This window comes from Pseudomonas sp. RGM2987 (assembly GCF_022952855.1).
In the GTDB taxonomy this organism is placed as follows: Bacteria; Pseudomonadota; Gammaproteobacteria; order Pseudomonadales; family Pseudomonadaceae; genus Aquipseudomonas.
This window is the reverse complement of record NZ_JALJDX010000216.1, coordinates 30,436-42,547: the sequence shown is the minus strand read 5'-3', so window position 1 is coordinate 42,547 and position 12,112 is coordinate 30,436. Positions and strand designations below refer to the sequence as shown.

10 protein-coding genes are annotated in these 12,112 nt (G+C 62.0%); 7 read left to right on the top strand and 3 right to left on the bottom strand.

Translation table 11 applies throughout. From position 1 onward, the window contains the following. Positions 1-60 precede the first annotated feature (60 nt). The 4 genes from der to RGM2987_RS22015 all read left to right on the top strand — a co-directional run bounded on the left by der (position 61) and on the right by RGM2987_RS22015 (position 4,199). Positions 61-1,533: a ribosome biogenesis GTPase Der gene (gene der, locus RGM2987_RS22030; protein ID WP_215002174.1), complete on the top strand. Its 1,473-nt coding sequence runs from the start codon at positions 61-63 to the stop codon at positions 1,531-1,533. A 268-nt stretch (positions 1,534-1,801) separates the two neighbouring features. Beyond that, complete coding sequence (locus tag RGM2987_RS22025; RefSeq protein WP_245144929.1) at positions 1,802-2,950, top strand: pyridoxal phosphate-dependent aminotransferase; 1,149 nt, start codon at positions 1,802-1,804, stop codon at positions 2,948-2,950. Beyond that, on the top strand, positions 2,938-3,729 hold the full coding sequence (locus RGM2987_RS22020) for an amidohydrolase (protein ID WP_245144928.1): 792 nt from the start codon (positions 2,938-2,940) through the stop codon (positions 3,727-3,729). The genes RGM2987_RS22025 and RGM2987_RS22020 overlap by 13 nt, the downstream gene beginning before the upstream one ends. 68 nt (positions 3,730-3,797) lie before the next feature. Next, complete coding sequence (locus RGM2987_RS22015; protein WP_245144927.1) at positions 3,798-4,199, top strand: hypothetical protein; 402 nt, start codon at positions 3,798-3,800, stop codon at positions 4,197-4,199. A 202-nt stretch (positions 4,200-4,401) separates the two neighbouring features. Here RGM2987_RS22015 and leuA read toward each other — a convergent pair whose 3' ends face one another. The 3 genes from leuA to xseA form a co-directional block, all read right to left on the bottom strand. Beyond that, a complete protein-coding gene (leuA, locus tag RGM2987_RS22010; RefSeq protein ID WP_245144926.1) occupies positions 4,402-6,081 on the bottom strand; it encodes a 2-isopropylmalate synthase in 1,680 nt (559 codons plus the stop codon). 440 nt (positions 6,082-6,521) lie between these two features. After that, complete coding sequence (locus RGM2987_RS22005) at positions 6,522-7,343, bottom strand: peptidoglycan DD-metalloendopeptidase family protein (RefSeq protein ID WP_245144925.1); 822 nt, start codon at positions 7,341-7,343, stop codon at positions 6,522-6,524. Positions 7,344-7,346: 3 nt separating this feature from the next. Next, complete coding sequence (xseA, locus tag RGM2987_RS22000; protein WP_245145018.1) at positions 7,347-8,726, bottom strand: exodeoxyribonuclease VII large subunit; 1,380 nt, start codon at positions 8,724-8,726, stop codon at positions 7,347-7,349. A gap of 254 nt (positions 8,727-8,980) precedes the next feature. On the opposite strand from xseA, the gene RGM2987_RS21995 reads away from it, so the two are divergent. From RGM2987_RS21995 to guaB, 3 genes are all read left to right on the top strand, one after another. Beyond that, the gene (locus tag RGM2987_RS21995) at positions 8,981-9,748 is read left to right on the top strand and encodes a sulfite exporter TauE/SafE family protein (RefSeq protein ID WP_245144924.1); all 768 of its coding nucleotides are present in this window, start codon (positions 8,981-8,983) and stop codon (positions 9,746-9,748) included. A 67-nt stretch (positions 9,749-9,815) separates the two neighbouring features. Next, positions 9,816-10,364 carry a sugar ABC transporter ATPase gene (locus tag RGM2987_RS21990; RefSeq protein WP_245144923.1) on the top strand — a complete coding sequence of 183 codons (549 nt, stop codon included), beginning with the start codon at positions 9,816-9,818 and terminating at the stop codon, positions 10,362-10,364. A gap of 258 nt (positions 10,365-10,622) precedes the next feature. Then, positions 10,623-12,092, top strand: coding sequence for an IMP dehydrogenase (gene guaB, locus RGM2987_RS21985; RefSeq protein WP_245144922.1), 1,470 nt, complete (start codon positions 10,623-10,625; stop codon positions 12,090-12,092). The last annotated feature ends 20 nt before the right edge of the window (positions 12,093-12,112 follow it).

Below are 12,112 nucleotides of genomic sequence, written 5' to 3'. Positions count from 1 at the left end.
CACCAGCCGCTGCCTCGCAGCGGCTTTTGTATTTTCTGAAATAACGAAGTGGAGAGCCGCATGGTTCCCGTAATCGCCCTGGTGGGTCGACCTAACGTCGGCAAGTCCACCTTGTTCAACCGCCTGACCAGGACTCGCGACGCCATCGTCGGCGACTTGTCCGGTCTGACCCGTGATCGCCAATACGGTGAGGCCAAGTGGCAAGGGCGTACCTATATTCTGGTCGACACCGGCGGCATCTCCGGTGATGAACACGGCATGGACGAAAAAATGGCCGAGCAGTCGTTGCTCGCCATCGAAGAAGCCGATGTAGTGCTGTTCCTGGTAGACGCCAAGGCCGGTTTTACCGCCGCCGACCAGATGATCGCCGAGCATTTGCGCAAACGTAACAAGCGTTCCTACGTGGTTGCCAACAAGGTCGACAACATCGACCCGGAGATGGCCCGCGCCGAATTCGCACCGTTGGGCATGGGCCACGCGATCCCGATCGCCGGCGCCCACGGACGCGGCATCACCCAGATGCTGGAAATCGCCCTGGCGGATTTCCCGAAAGACGATGAAGACGAGCCGGAAGACGGCGAAGAAGAAATCGTTGCCGAAGGCGAGGAAGCCAAGCGCATTCCAGGCCCGAGCGAAAAAGACGGGATCAAGATCGCCATCATCGGCCGCCCGAACGTGGGCAAGTCGACGCTGGTCAACCGCATGCTCGGTGAAGACCGGGTCATTGTGTACGACCAACCCGGCACCACCCGTGACAGCATCTACATCCCGTTCGAGCGTAACGAAGAGAAGTACACGCTGATCGACACCGCCGGTGTGCGCAAGCGCGGCAAGATCCACGAAGAAGTCGAGAAATTCTCCGTGGTCAAGACCCTGCAAGCCATCAAGGACGCCAACGTGGTGATCTTCGTGATGGACGCCCGCGAAGGCGTGGTCGATCACGACCTGAACCTGCTGGGCTTTGCCCTGGAAGCCGGTCGGGCGCTGGTCATCGCGATCAACAAGTGGGACGGCATGACGCCGAGCGAGCGCGATTTTGTGAAGATCGAGTTGCAGCGCCGGTTGTTCTTCGTCGAGTTCGCCGACATCCACTTCATCTCGGCCCTGCATGGCACGGGGGTGGGCAACCTCTACGCGTCGGTGCAGAACTCCTTCAAGTCGGCGGTCACCCGCTGGCCGACCAACCGCCTGACCCAGATCCTCGAAGACGCTGTGGGCGAGCACGCGCCACCGATGGTCAACAACCGCCGGATCAAGCTGCGTTATGCCCACCTGGGTGGCGCCAACCCGCCGATCATCGTGATCCACGGTAACCAGATCGAGAAGGTGCCCAAGTCGTACGTCCGGTACCTGGAAAACACCTATCGCCGCGTCCTGAAGCTGGTCGGCACGCCGATCCGCATCGAGTTCAAGGGCGGCGAGAACCCGTACGAAGGCAACAAGAACACGCTCACCGATCGCCAGGTCAACAAGAAGCGCCGCTTGATGTCGCACCACAAGAAGGCTGACAAGAAGCGCCGGGACAAGCGCTGAGTCGCCAGCGATTTGTGAGCTTTTGTGGCGAGGGAGCTTGCTCCCGCTGGGTTGCGAAGCAACCCCAGGATGTATTTGCCCAGCAGTGCATCAGACAAAACCCAAGGGGCTGCTGCGCAGCCCAGCGGGAGCAAGCTCCCTCGCCACGGTTGTCTGGCGAGATGAAAAGGGTGCCTCTCGCGGCACCCTTTTTCATGCCCGGCGATTGGGCTATCCTCGATCTCTCCCGCGCCGCGCCAGAGCCGGGCGCAGACGCAGAGAAGCCTTGATGATCACCAGCAAGCTGCCGAATGTCGGCATCACCATTTTTACCCAGATGTCCCAGCTGGCCGCACAGACCGGTGCGCTGAACCTGTCCCAGGGCTTTCCTGATTTTGATGGCCCGCAGGCCCTGCGCGATGCGGTCGGCCGGCACATTGCCCAAGGCCATAACCAATATTCCCCCATGACCGGCCTGCCGGCCCTGCGTCAGCAGATTGCGGTGAAGATCGCCCGCAGCTATGGCGCGAGCGTCGATGCCGATCAGGAAATCACCGTGACCCCCGGCGCGACCCAGGGGATTTTCTGCGCCATCGCCGCGGTGGTCCACGCCGGTGACGAAGTGATCGTGTTCGATCCGTGCTACGACAGCTACGAGCCCGCCGTCGAATTGGCCGGCGGGCGTTGCGTGCACGTGCAACTGGGCCTGGAAGACTTCGCCATCGACTTCCAGAAGCTCGGCGAAGCCTTGAGCCCACGCACGCGAATGATCATTCTCAACACCCCGCACAACCCCAGCGGCGCCCTGATCAGCCGGGCCGAGCTGGATCAGCTGGCGGCGCTGATCCGCGACCGCGACATCTACCTGGTCAGTGATGAAGTCTATGAACACCTGGTATTCGACGGCGTGTCCCATGCCAGTGTGCTGGCCCACGAGGAACTGTACCGACGGGCCTTCGTGGTCAGTTCGTTCGGCAAGACTTATCACGTCACCGGCTGGAAAACCGGCTACGTCGTGGCCCCGCCGGCCTTGACCGCTGAACTGCGAAAGGTCCACCAGTACGTCAGTTTCTGCGGCGTGACGCCGCTGCAATACGCCCTGGCCGACTATATGGCCGCGCACCCGGAGCACGTCGACGAGTTGCCGGATTTCTACCAGGCCAAGCGCGACCTGTTTTGCGATTTGCTGGCGCCGTCGCGGTTCAGCTTCAAGCGCGTGACCGGGACCTATTTCCAGCTGGTGGATTATTCACGGATCCGTCCGGACCTGAACGACGTCGATATGGCGGTGTGGATGACCCGCGAACACGGCGTGGCGACGATTCCGGTCTCGGTGTTCTACCAGGACCCACCCCAAGGCCAGCGCCTGGTGCGCCTGTGCTTTGCCAAGCGCGAGGAGACGCTGCGTGAAGCGGCGGAAAAACTATGCGTGATCTGAGCGCGTTGCCAAACCTGAACATTGCCCTGGTCCAGACCACCCTGGCCTGGCACGACCGTCGGGCCAATCTGGAACATTTCGAGGTGCTGCTGGAACAGGCGCGCGGGGCCGACCTGATCATCCTGCCGGAAATGTTCACCACCGGTTTCTCCATGGAATCCGAGACCCTCGCCGAGCCGGAAAATGGCCCGGCGCACCAGTGGCTCAAGGCCCAAGCGGTGAAGCTGAACGCGGTCATTACCGGCAGCGTGATTGTCCAGGCCGGCGACCGCAGCCATCGCAATCGCCTGCTCTGGGCGCGGCCGGACGGCGAAGTGCTGCATTACGACAAGCGTCACCTGTTTCGCATGGCCGGGGAGCACAACCACTACACACCCGGCGAGCGGCAGGTGTTGTTCGAACTCAAGGGCTGGCGGATTCGTCCGTTGATCTGCTACGACCTGCGCTTCCCGGTGTGGAGCCGGGATGCCGAGGACACCGACCTGCTGCTGTACACCGCCAACTGGCCGGGAGCCCGTCGCCAGCACTGGAACCGGCTGTTACCGGCGCGAGCAATCGAAAACCTGTGCTACGTGGCAGCGGTGAACCGCATCGGCACCGACGGCAAGGGCTTTGCCTACACCGGTGACAGCCAGGTGCTGGACTTCCAGGGCGAGACCCTGCTCAGTGCCGGCGAAGCGGACGGGGTATTCACGGTCTGTTTGAATTCGGCGGACCTGGCGCTCTATCGCACCCGGTTCCCGGCGAACCTGGATGCCGATCAATTCGAATTCATCTGATTGAAACGTTTCAGTCCTCAAGAAGCGTCAGGGTAGGCCGATATACGGGGCAGCCAAGGAGAATACCCATGACCACTATTAGCGCAACGATTGCCAGCCCGTACTCGATTTCGACCCCTAAAGTCTCGATCAAAGGGACTGACGATACGACGTCGTCGACAGACGCCGGCAGCGAAAAGGAAAAGTCACTGAAAGTCGATACCAGCGGCGCCAACGTCGCCGGTGCTCCCGCCAGCAAGGGGGTGGATGTCATCGAGCAGATCAAGAAGCAGATCGAACAAACCGAAAAGCTGTTGGCCCAACAGCAAGCGCAATTGGCCCGAGTGCAAAAGAGCCAGGCCAGCGAAGAGCAGAAGGCTCAGCAGGCAATGGCTATCCAGACCCAGATCATGGGCACCCAGGCCGCTTTGCAGACCCTGCGCGGCGCGTTGCTCCAGGCCATGACGGTGGGGGTTGATACCCACGCCTGACATGCTTGTCGTCTGGTAGGGCCCCTTCGCGAGCAAGCTCGCTCCCACAGGAAATTTGTGGTGACCATAGATCCAGTGTGGGAGCGGGCTTGCTCCGGGCGGCGATCCGACGAAGAGGCCAGAACAGTCAGCATAAAACTACCGGTCAAACAAAAGGCCCCGAGGTTCGCACCTAGGGGCCTTTTTGCATTTCAGCAATGGATCAAGCCGCTTTAGCCTCAGGCTGGCTCAGCGAGCGGTTCAGTGCGCTGAACAGGGCCTTGAAGCTGGCAGTGGTGATGTTTTCATCGATGCCCACGCCATGCACTGCACGTTCACCGTTGACCCGCAGTTCGATGTACGCCGCAGCCTTGGCGTTGGTGCCGGCGCCAATGGCGTGTTCGTTGTAGTCCATGATTTCCACGGGAATCGGCAGACCGGCCACCAGCGCTTCCAGTGCGCCGTTACCCTTGCCGCGCCAGTGCAGGTTGGTCTCGCCCTGGCCTTTGCTTGCCACTTCCACTTCCACGGCGCTGTTGCCGTTTTCTTCCTGCAGGCGATGGCTGACCAGCGCATACGGGGTGTTGGCTTGCAGGTATTCGCGTTGCAGCAAGCTGTAGATTTGCTGGGCGGTCATTTCCAGGCCGAGACGATCGGTTTCACCTTGCACCACTTGGCTGAATTCGATCTGCATGCGACGCGGCAGGCTGATGCCGTATTCCTGTTCCAGCAGGTAGGCGATGCCGCCTTTGCCGGACTGGCTGTTCACCCGGATCACTGCCTCGTAGCTGCGACCGATATCGGCCGGGTCGATCGGCAGGTACGGCACTTCCCACAGGCCATCGGATTTCTGCTGGGCGAAGCCCTTGCGGATCGCGTCCTGGTGCGAGCCGGAGAACGCGGTGTGAACCAGGTCGCCGACGTACGGATGACGCGGGTGCACCGGGATCTGGTTGCACTCTTCGACCACTTTGCGCACGCCGTCGATATCGGAGAAGTCCAGTTCAGGGTCGACGCCCTGGGTGTAGAGGTTCAGGGCCACGGTCACCAGGTCAACGTTGCCGGTGCGCTCGCCGTTGCCGAACAGGCAGCCTTCGACGCGGTCGGCGCCGGCCATCAGGCCCAGTTCGGTGGCGGCCACGCCGGTGCCACGGTCGTTGTGGGTGTGCAGGCTGATGAGCACGCTGTCGCGACGGCTGATGTTGCGGTGGAACCACTCGATCTGGTCGGCATAGATGTTCGGGGTGGCGACTTCAACGGTGGCAGGCAGGTTGAGGATCACCTTGCGCTCGGGCGTCGGGTTCCAGACTTCAATCACTGCGTCGCAGACTTCCTTGGCGAATTCCAGTTCGGTGGCGCTGAAAGTCTCGGGCGAGTATTCGAACTGCCATTGGGTTTGCGGCTGCTGCGCGGCGTATTTGACGAACAGCTTGGCCGCGTTGACCGCAATTTCCTTGACGCCTTCCTTGTCCTGGTTGAACACGATGCGGCGGAACGACGGGCAAGTGGCGTTGTAGAGGTGGACGATGGCCTTTTTCGCACCGCGCAGGGATTCGAACGTACGGGCGATCAGGTCTTCACGGGCCTGGGTCAGCACCTGAATGGTGGTGTCGTCCGGGATGTGGCCTTCTTCGATGAGGGTGCGCACGAAATCGAAGTCGGTTTGCGAAGCCGCCGGGAACGACGCTTCGATCTCCTTGACGCCCACGGCCACCAGAGTTTTCCAGAAGCGCAGCTTCTTGACTGCGTCCATCGGCTCGATCAGCGACTGGTTACCGTCACGCAGGTCGGAACTGCACCAGATAGGCGCGGTAGTGATGGTCTTCGACGGCCAGGTGCGATCCGGCAGGTTGATGGTCGGGAAGGCGCGGTATTTGGAAGATGGGTCTTTGAGCATGCTCATCGTGGGAATCCTTTTATTGTCGTGGCCGGAAAAAGGCGGCCTGCCGGTGGTTCGAATGGGGTGGCGTCAGAGCCTGGGACGAGGTGCCGCGATTCAGCCCGGCAGTCGTGCGCTGACGAGGCACAGGCTGCGGTGCTGGCGAAGCTGAATGAGGGTGTGAGAGGTTTTCATGCCCTCAACCCTAACCGCGTGGGGGAAGGATCGCAAGCAGTCGGGGAAAATTGAGAGAAGTTCTGTTTTTGGAAGGTTTTGCGAGATTTAATCGCGTATTCTTCGTGGAATTGTAGTTTTATTGCGTCGATGTTTGGGGTTCGGCAATCCTTTGGATGTGGGCGGATGCAGCTTAAGCCTTCGCGAGCAAGCCCGCTCCCACAGGTACGGTGTCGATCCTGTGGGAGCGGGCTTGCTCGCGAAGAGGCCGGTAGCCTTGCAACAAAATCTCAGGGCTGAAACGCCCCGATAAAAATCGCCGGATCCACCCGAGCATCGTTGAGGCTGACATTCCAGTGCATATGCGGCCCGGTCGCCCGGCCGGTGGAACCGACCTTGCCCACCACCGTGCCCCGGGCCAGTTGCTGGCCGACCTTCACGTCGATCTTCGACATGTGGCAGAACATGCTGATAAAGCCCTGCCCATGGTCGACGAACACCGTGTTGCCATTAAAAAAGTAGTTACCGGTCAGGATCACCTTGCCGGCGGCCGGGGTCTTGATCGGCGTGCCAGCGGGTACGGCGAAATCCAGGCCAGCGTGGGGGTTGCGCTCTTCGCCGTTGAAGAAGCGGCGTACGCCGAACTTGCTCGAAAGCGGACCGGCGACCGGTTTGTCCAGCAGCAGGTTGCTGGGGATGTTCGGGCTGAAACTGCGATAGGCCTTCAACTGCACAGCCAACTCGGCGTCGATGCGCGCAAGGTCTGCCGGGTTCGGGTTGACCTGGCGCTTGTTCGCCAAGGTGATGTGCTGCTCAGGGTACTTCTTGTAGCCGACCACGAACGGCTGGGTGCTGCCGCCACTCTTGATCTGCTGGGTACCAGGCTGGACGGTCAGCGGGATGCCGACAATCGCCAGCCAGTTGTCCTGTTCCTTGACCACCAGCACTGGCTTGCCCTGATAACTGGCTTTCGGTGCCTGGGGCGCGCTGCCCAGGTCCACTACCGCGACGCCGCCGGGCACCGGTTTGTTCAGCAGGCGGGTAATGTAGCTGTCGGCGTGGGCATTGAAGGTCAGGCAGAGCAACAGCAGGGGCGCTAGAAATCGCGGCATGGATCAATCCAGTAGAGAAAGGGTGACCGGTGTCAGGTGATTGTCTTCGACCCGCACCAACAGTTCGCCTTCGCCGAGGCGGGCGCTCAGGCGCTGGCCGGTCTGGGTCTGGCTGGCGCTGCGGATGGCATGGCCACGTTCGTCCAGCAGAATGCTGTAGCCACGGCCAAGGGTCGCCAACGGGCTGACAATGTGCAGGGTCTGCATCTGGTTGTGCAATTGCAACCGTCGCGCTTTCAAGCCTTCGCGCATGACACGCGGCAGGCGTTCGGCGAGGCTGTCCAGGCGATGGCGCAACAATGCCAGGTGCCGACCGGGATGTTGTCCGGCGAGACGGGTTTCCAGGCGGATCAGCCGTTCACGGCGGATATTGAGGCTGCGCTCGAAGGCCCGGCGCAGGCGCATGTCCAGGTCATCCAGGCGCTGGGCTTGCTGGCGCAGGCGCTCGCCTGGATGGCGCAGACGCCGGGTCAGGCCTTCAAGGCGCAGTTGATCGCGCATCAACCGGTCGCGCATGCGCATCACCAGTCGGCGATGCAGGCTCTCGACCCGGCGCACCAGGTCGCCGGCATCCGGCGCCAGCAGTTCGGCGGCGGCGGAGGGCGTCGGGGCGCGCACGTCGGCGACGAAATCGCTGATGGACACGTCTGTTTCATGGCCGACGGCACTGACGATCGGCGTCACGCATTCATCCACCGCCCGGGCCACGGCTTCTTCGTTGAAACACCACAAGTCTTCCAGCGAACCACCGCCCCGGGCCAGGATCAGCGCATCGAAGCCTCGGGCGTCCGCCAGTTTCAAGGCGCGGACGATCTGCGCGGTGGCTTCGCGGCCCTGTACGGCGGTTGGGATCAACGTCAGGGCAATCTGCGGTGCGCGGCGGCGGAACACGCTGATGATGTCGCGGATCACCGCGCCAGTGGGCGAGCTGATGATGCCAATGCGTTGCGGATGAGCGGGCAGCGGCACCTTGCGCTCGGCGCTGAACAGGCCTTCGGCGCTGAGCTTGTCCTTCAAGGCATCGAAGGCCAGGCGCAGGGCGCCGTCACCGGCCGGCTCCACGGTGTCAAGGATCAGTTGATAGTCGCCACGGCCCTCGAACAGCGAGACCTTGCCACGCACCTTCACCGCCAGCCCGTCCTTCAGCGCCTGGCGGACCCGCGCGGCGTTCTGCCGGAACAGCGCGCAACGCACCTGGGCGCCGCTGTCCTTGAGGGTGAAGTACACGTGGCCGGAGGCCGGACGGGCGAGGTTGGATATTTCGCCCTCGACCCAGATGTTGCTGAACACGTCTTCAAGCAACACCCGCGCACGGCCGTTGAGCTGGCTGACAGTCAGGACCTCACGGTCCAGGCCCAGTCGGGCAAAGGGATCTTTAATCATGGGCGGCATGATAAGGGCATTCGTGGCTGAATCTCCATGTGTGGAGACAATTCCTCCTGCACAGTACCTGTCAGGCCGAGTCGCTCCCTTCGCGAGCAAGCCCGCTCCCACAGGGATATCAGCGATCTGAATATCAGCGCTGTCCCTGTGGGAGCGGGCTTGCTCGCGAAGACAATAGGTCTGTCACCACAAATACTGGATATGCCGCCCGGCACTTGGCTAAAGTCGCCCCTCCGCCATCAAGGAAGTGCGCAATGGATCCTCTGTCATGGTTAGGCCAATGGGCATTCGCCCCTGTGGAGTGGTTGGTCATCGGCCTGGCCATCGCCCTGGCGTATATCGTGTTCGGCATCGCCGGGTTCGGCACGGCACTGGTGGCAGCGCCGATCCTGTTGCTGTTCCTGCCCCTGTCGAAAATCGTCCCGCTGCTGGTGCTGTTGGATTTCGTCGCGGCGTTCGGCAATCTCTTGCCGTCGCGTCGGGATGTTTCCCGGGCGGAGCTGCTGCGCTTATTGCCCTGCATGGCCCTGGGCTGCACCCTGGGGGTGATTTTCCTGCTCAACCTCAAGTCCGACTTGTTGCTGCTGATGATGGGGCTGTTCATCAGCTGCTATGCGATTTACAGCCTGCTGATCAAGACCCGGCCGACGCAGTTGTCATCGTTGTGGGCATTCCCGATGGGCACGGTGGGCGGTTTGTTCGGCGCGTTGTTCGGCAGTGGCGGCTTCCTATATGCCATTTACCTGAACAGCCGGCTGCCCAAGGATCTGGCCCGGGCCACGCAAAGTGCGCTGATCAGTTGCAGCACCGTGGTGCGCTTGAGCCTGTTTGCCATCGCCGGGGTGTATGCCGAGCTACCCTTGTTGGTATTGGCGTTGTGCCTGTTGCCGGCCATGGCGCTGGGCCTCTGGATCGGCCGGCGCCTGACCATGAAAATGTCCCGCGAGGCGTTCGTGCGCCTGGTGACCTGGCTGGTGCTCGCCAGCGGCATCGCCTTGATCGGGCGCTACCTGAGTGCTTGACCTGGCTGGGCCAGGGATTAAGCTGCCGGCCTTCGATTGCACCCGCCAGAGAACCCCAGGCCTCGCCATGAACTCCCAAAGCATCATCGTTCCGAAAATTTCCACCTTGCCCGTCCACGAGCCGCGGGCCCGGGCGATCGTGCGCTGGCTGGTGCGCAAGAATATCGTCGAAGAGCAGCTGACCACCTGCGGGCGCACCGGCAATCGCATGGCCCACGCCATCGCCCCCGGCGCCCGTAACGTGGTGTTGCACCCCGATGCCTTGCCGTTCGGCGAATCGGTCAATGGCCTGGAGATCATCACCAAGCGCTGCATCTATACGCCGGCCAAGGGCTTTCTCGAAGAGGCCGGCTGTGCCGAATGTCGCAAGGAAGTTGGCGAGGCGCTGTTCGAGAGCCTGGAAGACTGGATGCCCGCGCGCACCGACAACTTCACCTGCCCCGAGTGCGGGCATGAAGATGACATCAACGGGTTCCTGTTCCTGCAACCGTGCGGCTTCTCGAACCTGGGCTTCATCTTCAACAACTGGCTGGAGGCCGGGTTCAAGCAGGCGTTTCTCGATGAGTTCGCCGATTGGCTGGACCAGCCGGTGAGTTGGGTGAAGGTGGAGTTGTAGGTAACCGCCTGGAGGATGGCTCTTTGTGGCGAGGGAGCTTGCTCCCGCTGGGCTGCGAAGCGGCCCTGGCTTTTGGCGGTCGCTGCGCAACCGAGCGGGAGCAAGCTCCCTCGCCACAGGTTTCGGCGTATGGCCAAATATGAGTGCTGTTTCGCCCATCAATCGCCCCGGCAATAATAGACAGAGTTTTACATTGAGCCCGGCGGGGTGCATGAGTATAATGGCGCGCTTCCATTTTCCCGCTCGGGAGCCCCCGCGATGCTGCGTATCAGCCAAGAAGCCCTGACCTTCGACGACATTCTCCTAGTACCCGGTTATTCCGAGGTGCTGCCTAACGAAGTCAGTCTCAAAACCCGTCTCACCCGTGGCATCGAACTGAATATCCCCCTGGTTTCCGCCGCCATGGACACCGTGACCGAAGCCCGTCTGGCGATTGCCATGGCCCAGGAAGGCGGTATCGGGATCATCCACAAGAACATGACCATCGAACAGCAGGCCGCCGAAGTGCGCAAGGTCAAGCGGTTCGAGGCTGGCGTGGTCAAGGATCCGATCACCATCGAGGCTGACGCCACGGTTCGCGATCTGTTCGAACTGACCCGCATGCACAACATCTCCGGCGTTCCGGTGCTGCACGATGGCGACCTGGTCGGCATCGTCACCTCTCGCGACGTGCGTTTCGAGAACCGCCTGGACGCCACCGTCCGCCAAGTGATGACGCCCAAAGAGCGCCTGGTCACGGTCAAGGAAGGCACCAGCAAGGACGACGTCCGCGAGTTGCTACACAAGAACCGCATTGAGCGCGTGCTGATCGTCGACGACAAATTCGCCCTCAAGGGCATGATGACCGTCAACGACATCGAAAAAGCCAAGGCCTACCCACTCGCCAGCAAGGATGACCAGGGTCGTCTGCGCGTAGGCGCTGCGGTCGGTACTGGCAAGGACACCGGTGAGCGCGTCGCCGCCCTGGTCAATGCCGGCGTCGACGTGGTGGTGGTGGACACTGCCCACGGCCATTCCAAAGGCGTGATCGACCGTGTTCGCTGGGTCAAGCAGAACTTCCCTGAAGTGCAGGTGATTGGCGGCAACATCGCCACCGGCGCTGCCGCCAAGGCCCTGGCCGAAGCCGGCGCCGACGCGGTCAAGGTCGGTATCGGCCCAGGCTCGATCTGCACCACTCGCATCGTCGCCGGTGTCGGCGTGCCGCAAATCAGCGCCATCGCCAACGTCGCCGCGGCCCTTGAAGGCACCGGTGTTCCGTTGATCGCCGACGGTGGCATCCGCTTCTCCGGTGACCTGTCCAAGGCCATCGTTGCCGGTGCCTACAGCGTGATGATGGGTTCGATGTTCGCCGGTACCGAAGAAGCACCGGGCGAGATCGAACTGTTCCAGGGCCGTAGCTACAAGGCGTATCGCGGCATGGGCTCGCTGGGCGCCATGTCCCAGGCCCAGGGCTCTTCCGACCGTTACTTCCAGGACTCCTCCGCGGGCGCCGAGAAGCTGGTGCCGGAAGGCATCGAAGGTCGCGTGCCGTACAAAGGCACCCTGAGCGCCATCATCCATCAGTTGATGGGCGGCCTGCGTTCTTCCATGGGCTACACCGGCAGCGCCAACATCGAAGAGATGCGCACCCAGCCGGAATTCGTCCGCATCACCGGCGCCGGCATGGCCGAGTCCCATGTCCACGACGTGCAGATCACCAAGGAAGCGCCGAACTACCGCGTAGGTTAAGGCTTCCAGCAAAACGTTAA

Bases quoted from the DNA above. Each gene is read 5' to 3' on its own strand.
- der (WP_215002174.1), top strand. From the start codon at position 61: ATGGTTCCCGTAATCGCCCTGGTGGGTCGACCTAACGTCGGCAAGTCC.
- RGM2987_RS22025 (WP_245144929.1), top strand. From the start codon at position 1,802: ATGATCACCAGCAAGCTGCCGAATGTCGGCATCACCATTTTTACCCAG.
- RGM2987_RS22020 (WP_245144928.1), top strand. From the start codon at position 2,938: ATGCGTGATCTGAGCGCGTTGCCAAACCTGAACATTGCCCTGGTCCAG.
- RGM2987_RS22015 (WP_245144927.1), top strand. From the start codon at position 3,798: ATGACCACTATTAGCGCAACGATTGCCAGCCCGTACTCGATTTCGACC.
- leuA (WP_245144926.1), bottom strand. From the start codon at position 6,081: ATGAGCATGCTCAAAGACCCATCTTCCAAATACCGCGCCTTCCCGACC.
- RGM2987_RS22005 (WP_245144925.1), bottom strand. From the start codon at position 7,343: ATGCCGCGATTTCTAGCGCCCCTGCTGTTGCTCTGCCTGACCTTCAAT.
- xseA (WP_245145018.1), bottom strand. From the start codon at position 8,726: ATGATTAAAGATCCCTTTGCCCGACTGGGCCTGGACCGTGAGGTCCTG.
- RGM2987_RS21995 (WP_245144924.1), top strand. From the start codon at position 8,981: ATGGATCCTCTGTCATGGTTAGGCCAATGGGCATTCGCCCCTGTGGAG.
- RGM2987_RS21990 (WP_245144923.1), top strand. From the start codon at position 9,816: ATGAACTCCCAAAGCATCATCGTTCCGAAAATTTCCACCTTGCCCGTC.
- guaB (WP_245144922.1), top strand. From the start codon at position 10,623: ATGCTGCGTATCAGCCAAGAAGCCCTGACCTTCGACGACATTCTCCTA.